The following is a 21,775-nucleotide window of genomic DNA, read 5'->3' as shown; positions in this document are numbered from 1 at the left end:
TCTCAGGTCTTTTTGCGGAAGGCGTCGATCGACACGACCTTCGATTCCTCGCCGTCGGCGGACGCGCCCGCCTGGGCAGGTTTGTCCTCGGCCTTGCCCCTGCCGGCATTCGCCTTCGCCGATTCGGCCAGCCCGGACTTGGCGGGAAGCACTTCCGGCTCCGAGGCGGCGCCGCGCGGGCGGGACTTTTCGCTTTCCGATTCGGGCGCCGCGCCGGGCCTGTTGGCGATGCTCTCGACCACGGCCTCTTCGTCCTGGTCGTCGTCCTCGAAACCCATCTCCTCGTCGTCCTCGGACAGGGCCTCGAATTTCAGGCCGAATTGCACCGAAGGATCGTAGAAGCCGGTGATGGCCTCGAACGGAATGTGGAGACGTTCGGGAATGTTCTTGAAATGGAGCCCGACCTCGAAACTCTCGTCATCGACCTGCAGATCCCAGAATTGATATTGCAGGATGATGGTCATCTCGTCGGGATATTGCTCGCGCAGCCGGGCCGAGAGATTGACGCCCGGCGCGTGGGTGCGGAAAGTGATATAAAAATGATGCTCACCGGGCAGCCCGTCGCGCGCCGCGTCGGCCAGCACCTTGCGCACCACGCCACGCAGCGCGTCCTGAACTTGAAGGTCGTAGCGAATCACATCTGTCGGCATGAACGGCGTCGCATCGGTTCTCGCCGGGACCGCAAAACCGAGGACACCGCGGGAAAATCGACCCGTCCGGCCCCCCGCCGCCGCGCGCCGGCATGAAGGAAGTGGAGGCTTCTGTTGCCAGGCGCCTCCGGGCCCCGCCTGAAACGGCTAAGCCTCAGGACTTTGATTTCGGTGCTAGCGCCGCATTACGCGGCGACGGCGACCGGAGCATAGTTGTCGTTGGCAACTATAAGTTTGACCCGATAACGGCGGTATCATGCCGGACAGCAAGCAAAACCTTTCAGCCCACGTCGATCCTGTTTCGGGCCCGCCGCAACCTTCCCGGAGAAAAACCCGGTTGGAAAGGCTGGGGTGGACCCGCCCGGTACTGCCCCGGGGTCCGTAAAACCTAGTTGGCTTAGCCGTCTACCGTCATAGTCATCCGAGGATGACAGCGGGAATATACGGTTTCGCCGCGCCGGCCACAAGATGATGGAGGGAGGTAATCGGCAACCTTTGTCATTCTTCTCCGGGCGGGCGGCCTTCGCGCCACAGCCGGGCGACGACGGCGTTGGCGGCGCGAATGGCGCGGCCTTCGTCTCCGGTCTCGGCGAGGACCCGGTTGGCCACTGCGGCCCAGACCGCGCAAAGCTCTTCGGTTTCGGCCTTGTGGGTGTGGCGCGGGGCGTCTTCGGGAGTCCAGGGCATGATTTCCTCGCTCCCGGCGCGCAGCGCGTCGACACCGCGACCGGCCCGGCTTAAGTTGTGAGACGTTGGACCGGGCAGGGCGCGCCGTTCCGCAAAGGGAGAATGGAAATGAAGATTATCGTCGCCAGGCGAATGGCGGTTTTTCTCGTCGCGGGCCTCGCGCTCGGCGCGGGCGTGCCCGCGGCGTCGGCGCTCGAATGCCCCAGACTGCAATCGCTCGACGGCTCCACCACGCTCCCCGACCTGACCGCCCAGCTGAAGACGAAAGACGTTCTCTCGCAGATTCCCGGCATTCTCGGATATCTGCATGAGCAATTTCCCCATGCGGGCAAGCTGCCGCTCGATAATTACCTCATCGCCTCCTATTGCGCGGTCGTCAAGGCGGACGCCACTCTGAGCGAAGTTGAAAGGCAGGCCAAGATCAGGGATTTCGCGGATAAGGTCGTCTCGAAATCCTTTTGAGCCGCGTCAGGCGCCGCGCCGGATTGATGTGTTATCTGCGCGAACGGCTTCAAGACCTGTCTCGTCACCAGCGGCGGCCAGGATTTCGTCCGGGTCTATTCGGAGCGGGTCGATGGCGTTCCGCCCGCACAGGTGATCGGCTCGGCCATTGCCGCGAAATTCGGCTATGACGCGAATGGCAAGCTGGCGCTGATCAAGGACTGAAGCTGTTGCTCAACGACGACAAGGCGGGCAAGCCCGAAGGGATTCATCTCGAATTCGGCCGGCGCCCGACCGTCGCCTTCGGCAATTCGACCGAAGACCGGGAAATGCTGGAATATACGACCGCCGGTTCCGGCGTGCGGCTTGGCCGGCTCGTTCTTCACGACGATCCGGCGCGCGAATATGCCTATAGGCCGGCGCGCGGCCTTCCGGACGCCACGATCGGAACCTTTCCGCTCGCGCTCGACGACGAAGCCGAGCAGAAGGGCTGGCAGGTCGTCAGCACGAAGAACGACTGGAAAAAGATTTTCGCCTTCGGCGACTGACGGGCGGCAAGAGACCCAACAAGAGTTTCACCGGGGTGTGTCATGATGGAAAGGCGGAAAAGCCTGACGCCGAAAATCCTCTCCTTCGTGGCCATGGCCGGTTGGCTGGCGGCGGCGACAGCGGCTCATGCGCAATCGGCGCCGGGCGCTTCGGGAGGTGACCAGTCGGAGGGACAGGACGCCAGCGCGCTTGCCAAAAAGATCCAGAACCCGATCGGCGACCTCTATTCCTTCCCCTTCCAGAGCAACACCAATTTCGGCTACGGCCCGCACGCCGGAGCGCAAGAGCTTCTCAATATCCAGCCGGTAATTCCGCTTCATGTGACAGAGGATTGGAACGTCATCACCCGGACCATTCTCCCGCTGGTCTGGAACCCGGACCTTTCGCCGGCTCGGACAGCGCCGTTTGGAAGCGGAGCGACCACTTTCTCGGCCTTCCTGTCGCCGGCCAAGCCCGTGAACGGCTGGCTGTGGGGCTTGGGCCCGGTCGTCCAGATCCTGACGATCAGTGATCCGACACTTGGATCGAGCGTTTGGGGCGCGGGTCCGACCGGCGTCGTGGTCAATATGAACGGGCCGATCGTTTCCGGCCTGCTCGTCAACAATATCTGGTCGCTCGGCGACCGCTACGGCAGGGGCGGCAACGGCTAAAGCAGCTTCCTGGCGCAGCCGTTCTTCAACTACAATTTCCCCGGCGGCTGGTATGTCGGCAGTTCGCCCGTCATCACCGCCGACTGGGAGGCGAGCGGAACCAAATGGACACTCCCCGTCGGCGCGCAGGCCGGCCGCGTGATGAAGATCGGCAAGCTGCCGGTCAACTTGCTGATCGGCGCCTATTACAACGCCATCCGTCCGACCTATGGCGCCGATTGGCAGCTCAGGACGCAGATGACCTTGATTTTCTGAAGTGGACCGTCGTCAAACGGCGCGCGAATAAACGGCGGTTGCCTTTCGTGCGCCGCGTCGGGAGTCTCATGCGGCTTTTCATCCTTTCCGTGACCCTGCTCGTTCTGGTCCTCGCTCCAGCGCGGGCGAAGGACACCGCGGCCTTCGTCGGCTCGGAAAGCTGCGCCGCCTGTCACAGGGCGCAATATGAGGATTGGCGGAAATCGCATCACGCCGGAGCAATGCAGATCGCCGACGAAAAGAACGTGCTGGGCGATTTCAATGACGCGCATTTCCGCAAGGGTTCAATCGAAACCACCTTCTTCCGCCGCGACGGCAAATATTTCGTCCGAACCGACGGGCCGGACGGCAAGCTGGCCGATTTCGAGATCAAATATACGTTCGGACTCTCTCCTCTTCAGCAATATCTGATCGAACTGCCCGGCGGCCGGCTACAGGCCTTCGGGATTGCCTGGGATTCCCGGCCGAAGGAGCATGGCGGCCAAAAATGGTTCGACCTTTACCCGAACCGCGAATTGGCGGCGGGCGATCCCTTGCATTGGACCGGGATCGACCAGAACTGGAACTATCAATGCGCCTGGTGCCATTCGACCGATCTGAAAAAGAACTATGACCCGACGAAAGACACTTTCGCCACTCATTGGAGCGAGATCAGCATCGGTTGCGAGGCCTGCCACGGTCCGGCGTCGCGCCATCTCGCCTGGGCCAAGGGCGGCGCCGGCCTGACGCCTGACGAGAAGAAGGCCCACGGCTTCGCGTTTCGCTTCGACCAGCGCAAGGGCGTGACCTGGACGCCCAATCCGCAAGGAACCGCCGCGCGTTCACAGCCGCCGGGCGCCCGGACCGAAGAACTGGTCTGCGCTGGCTGCCATTCCCGGCGCGGCCAGTTCGCGGACGCGCCGCAGGACGTTCATCATTTCTACGACGCCTTTCGGCCGGCGACGCTCGCGCCGGGCCTCTATTATCCCGACGGCCAGCAGCGCGAAGAAGTCTATAATTTCGCCTCCTTCGCCCAGAGCCGGATGCATGCGGCGGGCGTGACCTGTTCGGACTGCCACAATCCCCATTCCGGCAAGCTGCGCCTTCCCGGCAACCAGGTCTGCGGCCAGTGCCATGCCGCGAAAGTGTTCGACACGCCGGCCCATCACCATCATCCGCAGGGTTCCCCCGGCGCGCAATGCGCCGCCTGTCACATGCCGACGACCAATTACATGGTCATCCACGCGCGGCAGGATCATTCGATCCGCATTCCCCGCCCGGATCGCACGATCAGTATGGGAACGCCCAACGCCTGCAATAAATGCCACGCCGACGAGGACGCGAACTGGGCCGAGGCGGCGCTGAAAGGCTGGGGGATGACCAATAATCCCGGCGCCCAGACCTTCGCCGAGGCTTTTGCGCTCGCCGACGCCGACGGGCCGGGCGCAACCGGCGCGCTGCTCGGCGTCGCCAATGATTCCGGGCAATCTTCGATCGCCCGCGCCAGCGCGCTGGCGCGGCTCGACGGCGACGCCGCCCCCGCGGTGATCGAGGCGGCCGCGCAACTGACCAAGGCCGACGATCCGATGATCCGCGTCGCGGCGGCGGAGGTTCTCGCCAACGCCGATTCCGCGGCCAAGGCGCGCGCTTTGGCGCCGCTGCTGCGCGATCCGACCCGCCTCGTGCGCATGCAGGCGGCGCGCAGCCTCGCGGGCGCGGGCGAGGCGAATCTCGCGCCCGGCGATCTCGTGGCCTTCGAAAAGGCGCTCGACGAATATGTGGCGGGCGAGATGTTCACCGCCGAACGCCCGGAATCGCGCGCCAATCTGGGTGCGCTCGACCTTGCGCGCGGCAAGATCGATGCGGCTCAGGCCGAGTTCGCGAAGGCGCTGGCGCTCGACAAGACTTTCGCGCCCGCCGCCATACAGCTTGCGGAAATTGCCCGGCATCGCGGCGACGAGCCGGGAGCGGAAGCGATTCTGGCCAAGGCTTTGGCCGACAATCCCCGCTCCGGCCCGCTTGCGCATGCTTTGGGCCTCAGTCTGATCCGTCAGAAACGCACGGCCGAGGCCGTCGCCAAACTGGAGCTGGCGACAAAACTCGCCCCCGATAATGCGCATTACGCCTATGTCTACGCCGTTGCCTTGCACGACACCGGCGAGCCGGCCAAGGCCCGCGAAGTCTTGCGGGCGGCCCTCGCACGACGGCCCAACGACCGCGAAATTCTTGCCGCGCTCGCCTCCTACGAGGCCCAGGAGGGCGATTACGCCTCCGCGCTCGGCCATGTCCAGGCGCTGCAAAAGCTCGAGCCCGACAACCCGCGCATCCAGGGATTCGCCGACGCCCTGCGCGCCAAGCTCGTCAGGCCCGAACAATAAGCGCTATTGACACTAGGCCTCACGAAAGCCAAAGCCTTGCGGGACAAGCGCCTTTGGCTTCACCTTTTTGGAGGACGGCCGGAATGGCTTCGTCGAGCGATGCGCATGGCGCCGGATGGATGAAATTGGCGATGACGGTGCTGGCGCCGCTCGCCGCGCTGGTTCTGGTCGGCTTGAAATATGCGCATGTCGTGGATGCGGAGCATCTCGCCGTGCTTTTGGCCGCCTCGGTCCTGCTGTTTGTTTCGGTCTTCGCCGCCGTCCATCATGCGGAAGTGGTCGCGCTCAAAGTGGGCGAGCCGATGGGGTCGATTCTCCTCGCTTTGGCCGTGACCGCGATTGAGACCGCGCTGATCGTCGCCGCCATGGTCGGTTCCGAATCGGGCGACAATTCCCTGGCGCGCGACACGGTGTTTTCGGCGGTCGCGATCGTGCTGAACGGCGTCGTCGGCCTTTGCCTGCTGCTCGGCGCCGCGCGTTATCGCGAACAGGGATACAGCGTTCACGGCACGGTTTCGGCGCTGAGCGTTCTCTCCACGCTGGCGGTCCTCAGCCTGATCCTGCCCAATTTCACCGTAACCCGGCTCGGCCCGCAATATTCGCCGACACAGCTGATTTTTGTCGGCGTGGCCTCCATTCTGCTTTATGGCGTCTTCGTTTTCGTGCAGTCCGTCCGCCATCGCGATTATTTTCTTGTCGATCCCGACGCCGATGAAGAGCAAGCTTTGGCGCCGCCTTCGGCCGGCGTCACTGCTTTCAGCGGTCTGATGCTCGTTCTATCGCTGACGGGCGTCGTGCTCCTGGCGAAAACCCTGGCGCCGGCGCTGGAGCATGGCATCCGCTCGGTCGGCCTGCCGGTCTCTTTCCTCGGCGTCGTCATCGCGACCCTGGTCCTGCTGCCCGAGAGCGTCGCCGCGGTGAACGCCGCGCGCGCGAACAAGCTGCAGATCAGCCTCAATCTCGCGATCGGTTCGGCGATCGCGAGCATCGGCCTGACCATTCCCACTGTCGCCGCCGTGTCGCTCTATCTGGGCAAGCCGCTCACGCTCGGCCTCGACGGCGAAGGCATGACGGTGCTGATGCTGACCCTGTTCGTCTCCACGCTCACTCTTGCGACGGGCCGCGCCACCATCTTGCAGGGCGCGGTCCATCTGGTGATTTTCGGCGTTTTCCTGCTGTTTTCGGCCGTGCCTTGATCAGATGACCTCGATCGGGCCGTTTGCGGCTTTCCAGGCTTCGAATCCGCCGGCGAGGTTGAAAATTTTGTCGAGGTCGTAACCCATGTCGACGAGGGTCTTGGCGGCGAAGGTCGAGCGGCCTCCGGTAGCGCAATAGAGGATGATTTTTTCGGCTCTGGCCATTTCCGGCTTGTGCATCGTGGAGTCCGGATCGGCGTAGAACTCTAGGAAACCTCTGGGGGCGTGGAGGGCGCCGAGAATTTCGCCCTTCTGGAGTTCGACGGCCTCGCGCACGTCCAGGAACAGGATGGACTTTTCGCCGACGAGGGGAAGGGCGTCATGGACGGAAATTGTCTCGATGAGCGCATTGGCCTCCGCGAGCATCTGCTTGAAGCCTTTCTTCAAGGGCCTTTTCAGGGTCATTCAAACCTTCCTTCGTTTGGCGTTCGGCGGCGCGACGGCGCAAAAGGTCGCGGCGAGGATGTCGACGAATTTGCCCACATTCTCGTCGTTCAGGGAATAGAACACAGTCTGGCGGGCGCGGCGCGTCTTGACAATCCTGTCCTTGCGCAGCAAGGCAAGGTGGCGGGATATGGTCGAGATCGGGACGGCGGCGATTTCGGCGAGGCTCGTCACGCAGCATTCGTGTCCCGATAGGGCGCAGACGATGCGCAGCCGCGCCGGATGAGCCAGCGCCTTGATCAGGTCGCAGGCGTGGTCCGCCGCCGAGTCGAAAAGCTCAAGTTCGAACTGCTTGACAATCATTCCCCATTATTTGCATATATTTGAATATATGTAAATCTCCTCATGGCGCGCCGGATGGCGCGCTTTGCATGCGGATCACCGGACTACGAGACTTTTCATGCGCAAGCGAAGCCCATTCTTTCCCATTGTCCAAGGCCTTGCGGCGGTCGCCGTCTGCGCGGCGCTATCCGGCGCGGCGCAGGCGGGGGAATTCGTCGTCAAGAAGCGCAATGTTCCCGACATGAAGGCGATGTTCGGCCAGGTCGAGAGCCGGGACATCGTGCCGGCGCGCACGCGAATCGGCGGCGTCCTGGCGAGCCGTTCGGTGGATGAAGGCGCCCATGTCAAGGCGGGGGACGTGATCGCGACGGTGGCCGACGAGAAATTGGCGCTGCAGGCGCAATCGCTCGACGGCCAGCTGAAAGCGCTGCAATCGCAGCTAGCCAACGCCACCGACGCGTTGAAGCGGGCGCAGGACCTCCTGCCGCGCGGCTTCATCACCAAGGCGGCCTATGACCAGGCCAAGACCAACGTGGATGTTCTGCAACACCAGGTCGAGGCGATGCAGTCGCAGCGGGCGGTCGTTTCGCAGCAGATGAGTGAAGGCAATGTCCTGGCCCCGCGGGACGGGGTGGTGCTGACCGTTTCGGTCATTCCCGGCTCGGTGGTCCTGCCAGGCGAGACGATCGCGCGAATCGCGGCGGGCAATTTGTTCCTGCGCCTGAGCCTGCCGGAACGCCATGCGGCGCTGCTGAAGCTCGGCTCGCCGGTGTTGCTGACGGCGCGCGGCCAGGACGCCGGCCTTGAACTCGGTTCGGGGGCGGCGCGCAAGGGCAGCATCGTGAAAATCTATCCCGAGATCGAGAACGGCCGGGTCATCGCGGACGCCGAAGTCGCCGATCTCAGCAAATATTTCGTCGGTGAGCGCGTGCAGATATATGCGCCGGTCGGCGAGCGCGAAGTGATGCTGATTCCGCGTTCGGCGATAATGACGCGCTCGGGCGTCGATTATGTTCGCGTGCTGCGCGCCGAGGGACCGCTCGACGTCGCGGTGGTTTACGCCGATTCCGCCGAGCCCGGCATGGTCGAAGTTCTCACCGGCCTTCAGTCCGGCGACAAGGTTCAGCTTCCATGAGCGATATGAGTCACCAGACGCCGCACGGCGCGCGCCCGCCCGCCGACGGCCGTCCACTTGGAATCGCCGGGTCGCTGACCCGCGCTTTCATCACATCGCCCCTGACGCCGTTGCTGCTGATCGCGGCCCTGGCGCTGGGCCTGATCGCGCTGATTACCCTGCCGCGCGAGGAAGAGCCGCAAATCGCGGTGCCGATGGTCGACATCATCGTCCAGGCCAACGGCCTCAAGGCGACGGATGCGGTCAAGCTGGTGACCGAGCCGCTGGAAACCATCGTCAAGGGAATCGACGGCGTCGAGCACGTCTATTCCAAGACCTATGACGACCAGGTCGTGGTCACGGCGCGCTTTCTGGTCGGCTCCTCGACCGACGCCGCGATTCTGCGCGTGCACGACAAAGTCCGGGCCAATCTCGACAAGATTCCGGCCGGCATTCCCGAACCCCTGATCATCGGGCGCGGCATCGACGACGTCGCGATCGTGGTCCTGACCCTGTCGCCCAAGCCCGCGGCGGCGGCGCGCTGGAGCTCCGACGGCCTGACCTCGGTCGCCCGCGAATTGCGCACCGAAATCTCCAAGCTCGACAATGTCGGTCTGACTTATCTTGTCGGCGACCAGGCCGACGAAATAAGGGTCGAGCCGGATTCCGAAGCCCTCGCCAAATATGGCGTGACGCTGCAGCAGCTCGCGGCCAAGGTGCAGGGCGCCAACACCGCGTTCAAGGCCGGCCTGATCCGCGACAAGGGATTGCAGATCGAGGCGGTGGCGGGGCGGACCCTGCAGACGATCCCGCAGATCGGCGACCTGCTCATCACCACCCGCGACAACCGCCCGGTCTATTTGCGCGACGTGGCCAAGGTGACCATCGTTGGCGAGCCCAATGAAACCCGCGTCGGCCGTTTCGTGAAGGATGGCCACGGCGGATTGCAGGGCGCCCCGGCGGTGTCGGTGGCGATCGCCAAGCGCGCGGGCTCGAACGCCGTGGTGATCGCCAAACAGATCATCGAACAGTTGCAGGACCTCAAGGGGAGGGTGGTTCCCAACGACATCAATGTCGAGGTGTCGCGCAATTACGGCCAGACGGCGAACGAGAAAGCCAACGAACTATTGTTCCATCTCGGCCTCGCCACCCTGTCGATCGTGGCGCTGGTGGCCTTCGCGATCGGCTGGCGCGAGGGCGTCGTCGTGGCGGTCGTCATTCCGACCACGATTTTGCTCACCCTCTTCGCGGCGCGGATCATGGGCTACACGCTGAATCGCGTCAGTCTGTTCGCGTTGATATTCTCGATCGGTATTCTGGTGGACGACGCGATCGTGGTGATCGAGAACATCGCGCGCCATTGGGCGATGCGGGACGGCCGCTCGCGCGTCCAGGCGGCGATCGACGGCGTGGCGGAAGTCGGCAATCCGACCATTGTGGCGACGCTCACCGTGGTGGCGGCGCTGCTGCCGATGCTGTTCGTGTCGGGCCTCATGGGGCCCTATATGAGCCCGATCCCGGCCAACGCCTCCGCCGCGATGGTGTTCTCCTTCTTCGTGGCGGTGATCCTGACGCCGTGGCTGATGATCAAGGTCGCCGGCAAGGCGCCGCCGGCCCATCACGAAGCGAGCGACGGCGGCAAGCTCGGCGGCCTTTACCGGATTTTCGCCGCGCCGGTGCTGCGCACGCGGCGCTCGGCCAAACGTTTCCTGATCATTGTCGGCGTGGCGACGCTGGCCTCGCTCAGCCTGTTCTATTTCAAGCTGGTGACGGTGAAGCTGCTGCCCTTCGACAACAAATCGGAGATCGCCATCATCGCCGACCTGCCGCACGGCACGTCGGTCGAGGAGACCAACCGCGTCCTGCGCGCGGCGATCGAACGGCTGCGCGACATTCCCGAGATCGTCTCGTTCGAGACCTATGCGGGAACCGCCGCGCCCTTCAACTTCAACGGCCTGGTGCGCCATTATTACATGCGCAACCAGCCCGAAATGGGCGATGTGCAGATCAATCTGACGTCGAAGGACGAGCGCGAGCGCACCAGCCATCAGATCGCGCTGGAAATCCGCCATCGCCTGGCGGGCCTGGCCATGCCCAAGCACGGCTCGCTCAAAGTGGTGGAGCCGCCGCCGGGGCCGCCGGTGCTGGCGACGCTGCTCGCCGAAATCTACGGGCCTGACCCGCAGACGCGGCGGGCGGTGGCGGCGCAGGTGCGCAAGGCTTTCGAGAGCGCGCCCTTCATTGTGGACGTGGACGATTCATATGGCGTCCAGGCCCCGCGCAAGCGGATCGAGATCGACCAGGATTCGCTGGAGTTCTTCGGCGTCCAGCAGAGCGACGTGTTCCAGACCCTCAAGCTGCTCTATGGCGACACGGTGGTGGGCTATTCCCATCGCGGCGGCGGTCGCCAGCCCTTGCCGATCGTGCTGGCCCTGGCCAAGAACCAGATCAAGATCGACGAGTCGGCGCTGACCACGCCGGTTCCAGCCAACAGCCTGCCGGGCAACCGCTCGGTGGTCGAACTCGGCGACGTCGTGCGGGTGTCGGACGAACAATCGTCCTTCCCGCTGTTCCGCCACAACGGCCGTTTCGCCGAAATGGTGACGGCGGAGCTCGCCGGCGCCTATGAGGCGCCGCTCTATGGCATGCTGGCGGTGGACAAGAAGCTCGACGAGATGAAATTCCCGCCGGGCCTCGAAAAGCCGCGCATCATCCTGCACGGCCAGCCTCTGGACGAGTCCAAGCCCTCGCTGCTGTGGGACGGCGAATGGGAGGTGACCTGGGTGACCTTCCGCGACATGGGCGCCGCCTTCATGGCGGCCCTGGTCGGGATCTATATTCTGGTGGTCGCGCAGTTCAAATCGTTCAAGCTGCCGCTGGTGATCCTGACGCCGATCCCGCTCACCTTCATCGGCATCATGTTCGGCCATTGGCTGTTCCACGCCGATTTCACCGCGACCTCGATGATCGGTTTCATCGCGCTCGCCGGCATCATCGTGCGCAACTCGATCCTGCTGGTGGATTTCGTGCGCCATGCCGACAAGTCCCAGGGCTTGCGGAACGTGCTGATCGAGGCGGGCGCCATCCGCTTCAAGCCGATTTTGCTGACGGCTTTGGCGGCGATGATCGGCGCGGCGGTGATTTTGTCCGACCCGATCTTCCAGGGCCTGGCGATCTCGCTGTTGTTCGGCCTCGCCTCCTCGACCGCGCTGACCGTGCTGGTAATCCCGGCGATCTATGTCGTGATGCGCGGCGGCCCGAAGTTCGACAACAGCTAAAAGGAAATGCGGCGGCGGGCGAAAGCCCGCCGTTTTGGCGAAAGCGGGCGGGGTGGAAATCATTTGGGCAGGAAAAAGCCGGCTTGGAACAGCCGATTTATGTTCTTGTTTTGTTTCATGTGAAACGCTGGCGGGCAATCGCCGCGCCGGCATAGCCCGCGAGAACAAAAACGGTTTTTTGTAAGGTATTGTTAAAAGGTTAGAAATCGGCGTTTGCGGCCAATCGGGAACCGATGCGGAGGGCTGATGGGGCGGGGGCAAAAATCCGCTTGTGGCCGGTGGAGGGCATGCAACTGCGCGGTTGCAGGGGGTGGAAATCGACCGGCTTTTGCCCGAAAATGACGAGAATCAGCAAGATTCGTGCGTTTTTTCAATGGTTTTTCATGCCGTTTTACAACCGAAGATTGAAATAACCATCGGCTTGGAAGCTCCCGGCTGCGGCGGAGCCGGCTAAAACCCAACCGACCGTCGCGACGCCAGGACGCGGCCATCCAACGATCCCTGCCGAGACTTGCCCCAATGGGGAATTCGTATCATGTCCCCGTAACTCCCCCTATGCGGCGACCACGTGACGCTGCTTCAACTACTCCAACGACTGGGACACGATCCGGCGCGCATGCTATAGGCAGTCACGCTTCTGTATTGCTAACCGAGTCGAAAGGGAGTACGATAACAATTTGAATTAAGTCAATATTCAAGGGGAGCCAGTAATGGCGAAGATCCTTATGACTGCCCTTAGTATTGTTTATGTAAATTCTGACCCTGTTGGACAGGGCCAGATTAATAAAAGAGACGACGTTTTGCTGATAAAGTATCTTCTGAAAAGAGCTATTGAAATAATACCACTTGATCATAGATTTTTTAAGTTTATTGATGACTCTGCGATCTGGACGCCGGATAGCGCGCAGGCCCTTATGGACTATCAAGACGCAAAATCCAGGCAAAGGGGGAACATTATTATTAGCCCCTCAGGTTCAGTAAGTCGCGCATTGGGCGTCGATGGAGTCGTTTCTCCGCCAAAAGGTATAATAAACAGATTTGGTTTTACTTATACAATTTTAGATTTAAATTTTGATTGCAAAGACATAGTCGGTGATTTTGTATTTGGCAACCTTTACCGAGATTCCGCATTTCCGATAGAATTGAAAAAATCGCTTGGTCTTTAGGGCGTTTACACTATGCGTCTTCGCGTCCCATTAGCAGGCTGCTGCAAAACCCTTTCGCTTAAGCCGAGTTCGTGATTTCCTTCGATGCGAAGGGGATCGATGGATGCGCGGAACGGACGAACGGTCGGGTCAGCATTTCAGTTATGGGAGTTACGGTGACAGGATACTAAATCCCTAAATAGGCATGGCGCGAAGCTTTCCGCCTTTCAGACCATCGAAAGGTGGCAGGGGATTGTGTCGTGGTTGATTTGCCGACGTTCCGCGTCAAGCGTTGGGATCGGAGGGGCGCATTGGCGCGCCCTGGGTTCCGGTGACACGTTACTAAAATGCCATTTAGCGTCATAAAAACATTTTGCCTGCGACGCGCGCCCGCAAATAGGGGCCGAAAAAAGGGATTTAGTAACGTGTCACGGGAACGACAAATCCTTTTTCAAAATAACTGGCTGAAAAAAACACGGCAAACTTTTAGAAATACAACGACAGATGGGATCGCGAGCAATGCTAAGCCACAACCGAACGCAAGAAACGTTGCCCAACGTAGGGCCGTAAAGTTCTCATCTTTAATCCTATACACCGTCTTGTATACGAAAAATTTTGACTCCTGGGTTAACGTTGGCTGCACCCCGGATAAGGTTGAACTAGCAATAAGCGTTGCCTGAGTTCTTTCGGTGTCACTCGAACCTTTGGCAGATTGAATATAGTCGCAATATGCAATTATATCACTTGTAACGCTTGCTGCTGCGCTATAACTACAGAATGCCTCGCTGTCCACATGGCGTTTTATAATAGGATCGCACGCGATAAAAAATATAAATGATCCGACGCCAAATATAAATAGACCGAAATAAATAAAATATAAATTTGTGTCGATCTGGCCTGATGGCGTTATTCTATCTAATTGGTGATATGAAAAGTATACCTTCGACGCCGCGTGAACGATATCTTGTTGAAAAATTATCAAATAACCTAAGAACGGCATGACGGTGGATAGCTTCGCGGGCGGTGAACTTCCAATTGGCCGAAGGGCTGACCATTTCGGGGCCATCATCTTCTTAACTCCAATTTATGAAAACAGTGAATTCAAGATTGATTGGACGTCTTGAGGCTGCAATGCCCAACGGTAAGCGGGATGTATCTCCCAATTGTACCCAAAGTCTGCAACCTCGCTTGCTAAGAACCGGCTCTCGTCAAAATATTTTCGATTTATTTCGCCGTCTGGAAGTTCCTTTCTCGCGGTGATAAAATCAATCTTGTATAGGAATTGAATCAGGCTCCTAGCGGAGATCGGTCGGCCATTCGTAAACTTAAAAGTGTTTTGGCTAATTATGTTATTCAGCTTCACTGAAAGTGCATCCGTCGTAAATTGATAGCTCGAAGCAGTTTTTCGTTCGCGTTTTGATGGCTTCATCGAAAGCAGTAGGCGCTCTATATCAGGCAATTCACTTTTGAATTCGTTTATAATGTCTTGTAGGCGTTCCTGAGAATATGCTTCAAAAATATCCTCTAAATAAATTGACGCTATGAATTGGGCGCCTTTCTGATGAGCTCGCTTTGCGGCGAGGTGAAAAAGCTTGATTAAGTCCCTCGGGCGCGCTCGTGTGAGCGAAAGTAGCACGTTATGAATAGGTCGATCGTCCCAGTGGCCTTTGCCCTTAAATTTTGGATCGATAACCTTCGACAAAATATTTTGCGATATTGTCAGTTGATCCATTTTGTCGATGGCCGTTTGGTGTTGTAGCCCCTTAAGTTTCGGACAGACACTCTCCGGCTTCGGCGGCCAAGCGATCCGCGATGAACTCGCGGGGTGAACGATAGCCAAGCGCGCGATGCGGATGGCGTGTGTTGTAATGCTCGAACCACGACGGCAGCAAGCGGATCACGGTTTCGGCGTCCGGCAGTGGCGACACGCGCGCGTAATCGCGTTTGATCGTGCGGACGAAGGCTTCGGCCATTCCATTCGATTGGGGGCTTTCGACCGGCGTGGTCAGCGGCTCAAGGCCGATTTCGCGGGCAAAATGTTTCGTGTCGCCAGCGATGTAGCAAGACCCGTTGTCGGTCAGCCATTCGATCGGGCTGGGCAGGCGATTGACCGGGCCAAAGCGATATTCGACGGCGCTGACCATCAGGTCGCGGATGTCCTCGCCCTTGACGCCCGCCGTCGTGGCGACATGGCCGAGGGCTTCCCGGTCGCAGCAATCAAGCGCGAAGGCGACGCGGACTTTTTCGGCATTGTCGCAAGCGATCTCGAAGCCGTCGGAACACCAACGCAGGTTGGAGCGCAGAACGGCGATCTTGCCGTCATGCCGGCGGTTTTCGCCGCCGCCGGCATGACGTTGAAGCAACAGGCCGTGCGCCCTCATCACCCGATAAACCCGCTTGCGGTTGACCGGCGCCGCGCCCTCGGCGCGTCTTTTGCGGCGCAGGTCGGCCCACACGCGGGCGTAGCCCCAGGACGGCTGTTCGGCGATGATCCCCTTGATCTCGCAGAGCAGATCGTCTTCCGGCAGGGGCGGTCGGCCCATGCGTTTGGCCGCGCCGCCGGCAATGCGCGCGGCGACATTCGAGCGGGCGACGCCGAGGGTTTCGCAGACGGCCTTCATCGCGAACCGTCCCGTGGATTGAGCGTCGGCAGCGACAACGACCGCAACATCCGTTTTTTTGAGCCTACGGCGACTTCAAGCGCCTCTTTGAGGATTTCGGCCTCCATCGACTTCTTGCCGAGCAGGCGCTGCAGTTCGCGCACCTGGTCGACCAAAGCCCTGTAGGCGGACGCCGGAACGACGTCCTCCTCGGCCTGCGTCGCGGTCAGGGCGCCTTGGTTCGCCAGCCGCCGCCAGGTGAACAGCTGATTGGGGGCGATGCCGTGACGGCGCGCGACAAGGCTAACCGTCATGCCCGGCTCCATCGTCTCGGCAATGATCGCCAATTTCTCCGCCGACGTGCGCCGACGCCGTCGTTCTCGGCCCGGCAGGACCTCACTCTTCGGATTGTCACCAGTCATAAACACCACATTACTCCTACCTCTTAGCGAAGTGGGAGTGCCTGTCCGGCGACTTACGGGGCTATTTCATTTGGTCCGTATTTAGGTGAAAAAAAGTGGCAATACGCTTCGCCATAACACGAAGTACCTGATCATTTGACCATCTGAGCCAAATAACGTTACGTTCAATTTTGTCCGTTGATTCGTCTGAGGTTCGAACAAGAAAATATACATCGCTTCGTAAGCCGATTCGGATTCGAATTCGTGACTCTAATCCGCCTATATCGCGAATAGCATTCAGCAATGCTGAGATATTCTTTATTGCATCGGCGCTTGCTGACCAGCCCCGATCGATATCGTCTATATATATGTTTACTACGGAGTCCGATGTCGTCCCAATTGTATTCGCGTCAGTGTTAATGGATTTAATAACGAGTTTTACGAGGTCTGCTGCTTTGGCGGTGTTCAGCTCTGGAGCGATTTGTGATGCGTTATCGCCGAAAAAATTATTGATGATCTGAACAAGAATGCCTCGTTTCCATGTTTCTATTAATTTAATAAACTGATTATCGGCACTAGCGCTTGTCTGAATACTAAGTAGCGCATCTGGGCGAATCCAAATGCACTTTATATCTCTGTCTATATCAGATAGGTATGCCCGTTTTAACAAAGCACTTTTGCCGACGCCTTTGTGTCCGACGAGAACACGAACTGGAAGATCGGATACTAACGATTCATAAGCGTGGTTATAATAAAAGTATTCTTTAAATCGCTCCGACCGTTCGTTCTCTGCATCGTCGGCGCCGAACAATTTTTCGATAGTTGCATCGTCGAAATTTGGCATTTCACCACACGTGGCCAGTGTTTGCTCGCGTAATGGCTATACTACGAGATTCGAACATTGGATTCCAGCGCAGAGCCCAGCGGACACCAGCCCTTGACGAAATCCAATTGGACCTGATTCCTTGGAGTTCGGAGTTACGGTTTCGGTGACACGTTACTAAATTACCATTTAGCGTCACAATGACATTTTGCCTGCGACGCGCGCCCGCAAATAGGGGCCGAAAAAAGGGATTTAGTAACGTGTCACGGTAATGCCGTCATCATACGGGGGACAGCCACCATCCTGAACCAAAGGCTCGGGTCCGGGGCCATTATGGCATCTAGGTAGTTTCCGAGCCTGCGCCCTTCGAAGGCCAACGTCCATTGTGAGTTGCTAGGTAGATTCCGAACCTGCCCCCTTCGAAGGCCAACGTCCATTGTGGGTTGCTGCGTGGACAGACCGCTCGTCATCCAGGCAAGCGCCCGTAAAGCAATAAAGCGATAGGGATGGCGCAACCGCGTCCCAGGTTTGGAAGGATGGCTGTCATGCTGGGAAGAAATGCCCTGATCGCCATGTGGTTAGGTCTTCTTGCGTCGTCGTCCGCCATTGCTCAAACGGCCCAAATGAGCGAGGCCCTGAAGCTCTTCAAGCCGATTCCGTCAGCGCCGCCGGCCTTGCCCGGCAACCCGGCTACGCCAGCGAAGCTGGAGCTCGGCAGGTTGCTCTATTTCGATCCGCGCCTTTCAGCGAGCCACGCAATCAGCTGCGCTTCATGCCACAATCTCGGACTAGGCGGCGCTGACGCCGAGCCGACCTCGATCGGGCACCGATGGCAGCATGGCGGGCGCAACGCCCCCACGGTTTTCAACGCGGTTTTCAATATCGCACAGTTCTGGGACGGGCGCGCCAAGGACCTGGAGCAACAGGCATCAGGCCCGATGATGAACTCGGTGGAAATGGCGTCGCCGGCTCCGCACGTCGCTGAACAGTTGAAGGGTATTCCAGGCTACGAACCGTTATTTGCCGCGGCCTTTCCCGATGCTTCCGACAAAATCACGCTGTCGCACGTCCAGCAAGCGATTGCGGTGTTTGAGGCGACGCTGATTACTCCGAATGCCCCATTCGATCGTTACCTCAAAGGCGACGCAAATGCGCTTTCTGCCGTTCAAAAGGAAGGGTTGGCGCTCTTTATAGGAAAAGGCTGCGCCACTTGCCATAATGGGATCAACATAGGCGGCGGGTCCTACGCACCGTTCGGGGTTGTTGCCAAGCCAGGCGACGATCTTCTTCCTCCGTCCGACAAGGGCCGCTTTATGGTGACCAAGACGGCCGGCGACGAGTACGTGTTCAGGATCCCCAGCCTTCGCAACGTTGCACTGACGGCGCCATATTTTCATACCGGACAGGTTTGGGATCTGCGGCAGGCGGTTGCCGTCATGGGATCAAGCCAACTTGGCATACAACTCAGCGGCGATGAGGTTGACAGAATCACAGCGTTCCTCGTCAGCCTGTCGGGTGATCCACCAAAGGTTGTCGTCCCTGTACTCCCTCCCAGCGGCGCGCTTACACCCAAACCCGAGCCCTGAGCGGAGGATGATCGAACCCGCCCGCCCCCCGGGTTTTGCCGAAGGCCCCAACTCCTGAGAGGATGGGGTTATGACGAGCGCTACGACAAACAAATTTTGACCCGAAGTCCGCGCCCGCGCGGTGCGGCTGGTTCTGGATCACGAAGGCGAGCCGTGGAATTCTGCTGTGGCTGTTGGGGGGGCAATCCGGATCATCATTCTTCTTGCTATCTGCTATCGTTAGGTAACGGGACAATAAATTTGCGTTGAACGCGCCGCGACCGTCGCGGCCGACCCAGAACAGGAACCTTCAAAATGTCTCTTTGGACCATCATTATCATCATTTTGGTGATCGCGTTGTTGGGCGGCTTTAGTGGAATCGGCGGCGGCCCCTTTTATGGTACTGGCTACTATGGCGGCGGCGGCCTCGGCCTCGTTATTATTATTCTGGTGGTCCTCCTCTTGCTGGGCAAGCTTTAACCCAGCAAAGAGTTTCTGGCTGACGAAGCTCGGTTCTGACTGGCTCGCTCATTCCGCTGCTGTTGAACAATAATGTATCGCGACAATTAGACCCTAAAGGTTGCAAGGTAGTTTTAATCCCACGAAGGAGGAAGCAATGTCGGTAGCGAGAGTAACGGAGATTATCTCCAGTTCGAACAAGAGCTTCGAGGATGCCATCGAGAAGGGCATAAAGCGCGCGGTAGAGACACTCAAGAATGTCGAGGGAGCGTGGGTCAAAGAACAGAAGGTCATCGTGAAAGACGGCAAAATTTCTGAGTACCGTGTCGATCTCAAGGTCACCTTTGTCTTGATCGATTAGAGGCTGACTGAAAAAGAAGTTGGGTGATTTCAGTAGGTTTTGATTCTGTCGGGATTTACGAGATTCGAGGGAAACAGACGGCCTGGACGGAAATCACCCGACGCAAAGAACTGAGTTACGGTGACAGGATACTAAATCCCTAAATAGGCATGGCGCGAAGCTTTCCGCCTTTCAAACCATCGAAAGGTGGCAGGGGATTGTGTTGCGGTTCATTTGCCGACGCTTCGCGTCGAGCGTTGGAAGCCACAGGGCGCGCTGGCGCGCCCTGTGGCTTCTCGCAATGACCGCGCCCGGCGGGGCGGATCGCGTAAAATGAAACGGCCCGCCTCCGGGGAGGCGGGCCGTGGCGGGCGTCGCGGGATCGGGAGGTTACGCGACGTGCTTGATCAGGAAGCGATAGACGCCGCCGTCGGACGACGACTCGACCAGTTCGTTGCCGGTGGTGCGGCAGAAGGCGGCGAAATCCGCCACCGAGCCGGGGTCGGTGGCGAGGATTTCCAGGGTGCCCCCGGCGGGGACCTCCTTGAGGGTCTTCTTCGCGCGCAGGATCGGCAGCGGGCAGTTCAGGCCCTTGGCGTCGAGAGTTTTGTCAGCCATTGTTTCCTCTTGGTTTCGTTGGGATTTAAGCTTCAGATGAAGAGATTGATGTCGGATTTCAGCGCCTGTTCCATATAGGTCGCCGCGCCGCCGATGGTGATGCCGTCGATGAGGTCGGACTGCTTGTATTCGAACAGGTCGAGCGTCATCTGGCAGGCGATAATCTTGACGTCGGATTCGATCGCCGCCTCGCGCAGGTCCTCGATCGAGGCGACGCCCTTCTTCTTGATCAGGTTCTTCATCATCGTGGTGGCGCCGGCGTCGACGCCGGGCAGCATGCCGACGATGTTGGGCATGGCCATATGCATGCCCATCATCGGCATCTTCATCGCCGCATTGCCGAGCGCCGTGACCTGGAGGTCGAGCTTCTTCTTCAGGATCTCGAGGCCGTAGAAAGTGAAGAACAGGGTGACGTCGACGCCCATCGCCGCCGCGGTCGTCGCGAGGATGAGAGGGGGATAGGCCCAGTCGAGCGACCCCTTGGTGACGATGATTGTCATGGTCTTGGCGTTGGCGCCCGCTTCTGCATTTTCAGTCATTGAGCGTTCCTTGGTATTGGTGGCGGCGCGGCGGGGTCTCCGGCGCGCGAGGTTCAATCGGTGGTGACGCTTTTGAGCTTGGAGATGCCCATCATGTTGAGCGCGGCGGACTCATAGAACGGCTCGCTTTCGCCCTTGCGCATCTTGCGAATGAAATATTTCTCGAAGCCGATCTTGGCCGCATGGACCCATTTGCCCGACCCCGACCAGTTGACATTGCGCGGCGGGATCTGCGGCTGCGCGACGAAGGCCACCCCGGTGTCGCCGAAATCGGCGAGGCAGATCGCATTCCAGCTGCCGCGATAGATCGGCTCGCGACCGCGCAGAATTTCGCCGATGTTCTTCGCCGCCGCCGTCACCATGGATTCAATCATGAATCCGGTCTTCGGGACGCCGCAGGGCACCGGCGTCGGGCCCATCGGCGGGATCGCGACGCACACGCCCACCGAGAAGACGTTCTTGTATTTCGGATTCTGCTGGTGCTTGTCGACGATGACGAAGCCGCGCGGATTGACCAGACCGTCGATGCCGCGCAACGGCTTGATGCCGCGGAAGGCCGGCAGCATCATCGACATGCCGAAGGGCATCTCATGGGTCGCCTTGACCGAACCGTCGTCGGCGATCTCCTCGACGGTCATCTTGCCGCTCTCGACCTTCTTCACCCGTGAGCTGGTCATCCATTTGATGTGCTTCTCGCGCATCGCGCTTTCAAGCAGGCCCTTGGTGTCGCCGACCCCGTCGAGGCCGAGATGGCCGATATAGGGCTCGGAGGTCACGAAGGTCATCGGCACCTGATCGCGGATCTTGCGCCGGCGCAATTCGGTTTCGACGATGAAGGTGAATTCATAGGCCGGTCCGTAGCAGGACGCGCCCTGCACCGCGCCGGTGACGATCGGCCCCGGCTTTTTGCAGAATTCCTCGAAGGTCAACGCCGCCTTTTCGGCGTGGTCGATGTGGCAGACCGAACTGGTGAAGCCATCCGGCCCCAGACCCTCGATCTCGTCGAAGGCGAGTTCGGGGCCGGTGGCGATGATCAGATAATCATACTTGACCGTCGAGCCGTCCTCGAGCTCCAGGCTGTTGGCCTCGGGGTCCACCTTGGCGACCGGGACCGGCTTGAATTCGATGCCGCGTTTGGCGAAGGTCGGGGCAAGGTCGATCTCGATCGATTCCCGCGTCCGCCATCCCACTGGAATCCACGGATTGCTCGGCACGAAATGATAGACCGGGTCCTTGGTGACAACCGTCAGGCGGTCCTCCGGACGCATATGGTCCTTCATTTCGTAGGCCATGATGGTGCCGCCCAGGCCGGCGCCCATGATGACGATTTCCGCCATCCTCCCCTCCTATGTTGACGACGTTAGGATACGCCGTTCTATGTT

The 21,775-nt window shown here is 59.8% G+C and carries 22 protein-coding genes and 1 other RNA gene; 11 read left to right on the top strand and 12 right to left on the bottom strand.

What is annotated here, in order from left to right; genetic code table 11:
• Positions 1-2 precede the first annotated feature (2 nt).
• The 3 genes from K2U94_RS14975 to K2U94_RS14965 form a co-directional block, all read right to left on the bottom strand.
• Positions 3-650, bottom strand: a complete 648-nt coding sequence (locus K2U94_RS14975) for an SspB family protein (RefSeq protein ID WP_243067966.1) — start codon at positions 648-650, stop codon at positions 3-5.
• Positions 651-750: 100 nt separating this feature from the next.
• Positions 751-1,121: a transfer-messenger RNA gene (gene ssrA, locus K2U94_RS14970) on the bottom strand.
• Between the two features lie 27 nt (positions 1,122-1,148).
• Positions 1,149-1,337, bottom strand: a complete 189-nt coding sequence (locus tag K2U94_RS14965) for a hypothetical protein (RefSeq protein ID WP_243067965.1) — start codon at positions 1,335-1,337, stop codon at positions 1,149-1,151.
• 108 nt (positions 1,338-1,445) lie between these two features.
• On the opposite strand from K2U94_RS14965, the gene K2U94_RS14960 reads away from it, so the two are divergent.
• The 5 genes from K2U94_RS14960 (at position 1,446) to K2U94_RS14940 (ending at position 6,785) form a co-directional block, all read left to right on the top strand.
• Complete coding sequence (locus K2U94_RS14960) at positions 1,446-1,799, top strand: hypothetical protein (RefSeq protein WP_243067964.1); 354 nt, start codon at positions 1,446-1,448, stop codon at positions 1,797-1,799.
• Between the two features lie 209 nt (positions 1,800-2,008).
• The gene (locus K2U94_RS14955) at positions 2,009-2,326 is read left to right on the top strand and encodes an HAD family hydrolase (protein ID WP_243067963.1); all 318 of its coding nucleotides are present in this window, start codon (positions 2,009-2,011) and stop codon (positions 2,324-2,326) included.
• A 42-nt stretch (positions 2,327-2,368) separates the two neighbouring features.
• Positions 2,369-2,977, top strand: coding sequence for a hypothetical protein (locus K2U94_RS14950; protein ID WP_243067962.1), 609 nt, complete (start codon positions 2,369-2,371; stop codon positions 2,975-2,977).
• 323 nt (positions 2,978-3,300) lie between these two features.
• Positions 3,301-5,589 carry a tetratricopeptide repeat protein gene (locus K2U94_RS14945; protein WP_243067961.1) on the top strand — a complete coding sequence of 763 codons (2,289 nt, stop codon included), beginning with the start codon at positions 3,301-3,303 and terminating at the stop codon, positions 5,587-5,589.
• A gap of 83 nt (positions 5,590-5,672) precedes the next feature.
• Positions 5,673-6,785 carry a calcium:cation antiporter gene (locus K2U94_RS14940; RefSeq protein ID WP_243067960.1) on the top strand — a complete coding sequence of 371 codons (1,113 nt, stop codon included), beginning with the start codon at positions 5,673-5,675 and terminating at the stop codon, positions 6,783-6,785.
• On the opposite strand, the gene K2U94_RS14935 is transcribed toward K2U94_RS14940, so the two are convergent.
• Together K2U94_RS14935 and K2U94_RS14930 are read right to left on the bottom strand one after the other, a co-directional pair.
• A complete protein-coding gene (locus tag K2U94_RS14935) occupies positions 6,786-7,190 on the bottom strand; it encodes a rhodanese-like domain-containing protein (RefSeq protein ID WP_243067959.1) in 405 nt (134 codons plus the stop codon).
• A complete protein-coding gene (locus K2U94_RS14930; protein WP_243067958.1) occupies positions 7,191-7,532 on the bottom strand; it encodes an ArsR/SmtB family transcription factor in 342 nt (113 codons plus the stop codon).
• Between the two features lie 97 nt (positions 7,533-7,629).
• Here K2U94_RS14930 and K2U94_RS14925 point away from each other — a divergent pair, with 97 nt between their 5' ends.
• The 3 genes from K2U94_RS14925 to K2U94_RS14915 all read left to right on the top strand — a co-directional run bounded on the left by K2U94_RS14925 (position 7,630) and on the right by K2U94_RS14915 (position 13,069).
• The gene (locus tag K2U94_RS14925; RefSeq protein ID WP_243067957.1) at positions 7,630-8,646 is read left to right on the top strand and encodes an efflux RND transporter periplasmic adaptor subunit; all 1,017 of its coding nucleotides are present in this window, start codon (positions 7,630-7,632) and stop codon (positions 8,644-8,646) included.
• A 5-nt stretch (positions 8,647-8,651) separates the two neighbouring features.
• The gene (locus K2U94_RS14920; protein WP_243068891.1) at positions 8,652-11,903 is read left to right on the top strand and encodes an efflux RND transporter permease subunit; all 3,252 of its coding nucleotides are present in this window, start codon (positions 8,652-8,654) and stop codon (positions 11,901-11,903) included.
• 710 nt (positions 11,904-12,613) lie between these two features.
• Complete coding sequence (locus tag K2U94_RS14915; protein ID WP_243067956.1) at positions 12,614-13,069, top strand: hypothetical protein; 456 nt, start codon at positions 12,614-12,616, stop codon at positions 13,067-13,069.
• A 430-nt stretch (positions 13,070-13,499) separates the two neighbouring features.
• On the opposite strand, the gene K2U94_RS14910 is transcribed toward K2U94_RS14915, so the two are convergent.
• The 4 genes from K2U94_RS14910 to K2U94_RS14895 all read right to left on the bottom strand — a co-directional run bounded on the left by K2U94_RS14910 (position 13,500) and on the right by K2U94_RS14895 (position 16,893).
• A complete protein-coding gene (locus K2U94_RS14910; RefSeq protein WP_243067955.1) occupies positions 13,500-14,117 on the bottom strand; it encodes a hypothetical protein in 618 nt (205 codons plus the stop codon).
• A gap of 15 nt (positions 14,118-14,132) precedes the next feature.
• Entirely contained in the window at positions 14,133-14,780 is a 648-nt protein-coding gene (locus K2U94_RS14905) for a P-loop ATPase, Sll1717 family (RefSeq protein ID WP_243067954.1), read from the bottom strand.
• A 31-nt stretch (positions 14,781-14,811) separates the two neighbouring features.
• Positions 14,812-16,070, bottom strand: a protein-coding gene (locus K2U94_RS14900) for an IS3 family transposase (protein WP_243065398.1) whose coding sequence is annotated in 2 segments (ribosomal slippage) — positions 14,812-15,731 and positions 15,731-16,070 — 1,260 coding nt in all. Because the reading frame shifts where the segments join, the coding sequence is not laid out codon by codon here.
• 61 nt (positions 16,071-16,131) lie between these two features.
• A complete protein-coding gene (locus K2U94_RS14895; RefSeq protein ID WP_243067953.1) occupies positions 16,132-16,893 on the bottom strand; it encodes an ATP-binding protein in 762 nt (253 codons plus the stop codon).
• A gap of 524 nt (positions 16,894-17,417) precedes the next feature.
• On the opposite strand from K2U94_RS14895, the gene K2U94_RS14890 reads away from it, so the two are divergent.
• The 3 genes from K2U94_RS14890 (at position 17,418) to K2U94_RS14880 (ending at position 19,257) form a co-directional block, all read left to right on the top strand.
• The gene (locus tag K2U94_RS14890) at positions 17,418-18,458 is read left to right on the top strand and encodes a cytochrome-c peroxidase (protein ID WP_243067952.1); all 1,041 of its coding nucleotides are present in this window, start codon (positions 17,418-17,420) and stop codon (positions 18,456-18,458) included.
• A gap of 294 nt (positions 18,459-18,752) precedes the next feature.
• On the top strand, positions 18,753-18,917 hold the full coding sequence (locus K2U94_RS14885) for a DUF3309 family protein (protein WP_243067951.1): 165 nt from the start codon (positions 18,753-18,755) through the stop codon (positions 18,915-18,917).
• 136 nt (positions 18,918-19,053) lie between these two features.
• On the top strand, positions 19,054-19,257 hold the full coding sequence (locus tag K2U94_RS14880) for a dodecin family protein (RefSeq protein ID WP_243067950.1): 204 nt from the start codon (positions 19,054-19,056) through the stop codon (positions 19,255-19,257).
• A 369-nt stretch (positions 19,258-19,626) separates the two neighbouring features.
• On the opposite strand, the gene K2U94_RS14875 is transcribed toward K2U94_RS14880, so the two are convergent.
• The 3 genes from K2U94_RS14875 to K2U94_RS14865 are packed head-to-tail and all read right to left on the bottom strand — an operon-like array spanning position 19,627 to position 21,730.
• Positions 19,627-19,854 (bottom strand): sulfurtransferase TusA family protein, encoded by a 228-nt coding sequence (locus tag K2U94_RS14875; protein ID WP_243067949.1) that lies wholly within the window; start codon positions 19,852-19,854, stop codon positions 19,627-19,629.
• A gap of 32 nt (positions 19,855-19,886) precedes the next feature.
• Positions 19,887-20,393 (bottom strand): sulfur carrier protein DsrE2, encoded by a 507-nt coding sequence (dsrE2, locus tag K2U94_RS14870; RefSeq protein ID WP_243067948.1) that lies wholly within the window; start codon positions 20,391-20,393, stop codon positions 19,887-19,889.
• Positions 20,394-20,446: 53 nt separating this feature from the next.
• Positions 20,447-21,730, bottom strand: coding sequence for an NAD(P)/FAD-dependent oxidoreductase (locus K2U94_RS14865; RefSeq protein WP_243067947.1), 1,284 nt, complete (start codon positions 21,728-21,730; stop codon positions 20,447-20,449).
• Positions 21,731-21,775: the final 45 nt, after the last annotated feature.

The sequence above is a fragment of the Candidatus Rhodoblastus alkanivorans genome (assembly GCF_022760755.1).
Classification (GTDB): Bacteria; Pseudomonadota; Alphaproteobacteria; order Rhizobiales; family Beijerinckiaceae; genus Rhodoblastus; species Rhodoblastus alkanivorans.
Note: the sequence above shows the minus strand (reverse complement) of the source record. Positions and strands in the feature narration are given on the sequence as shown.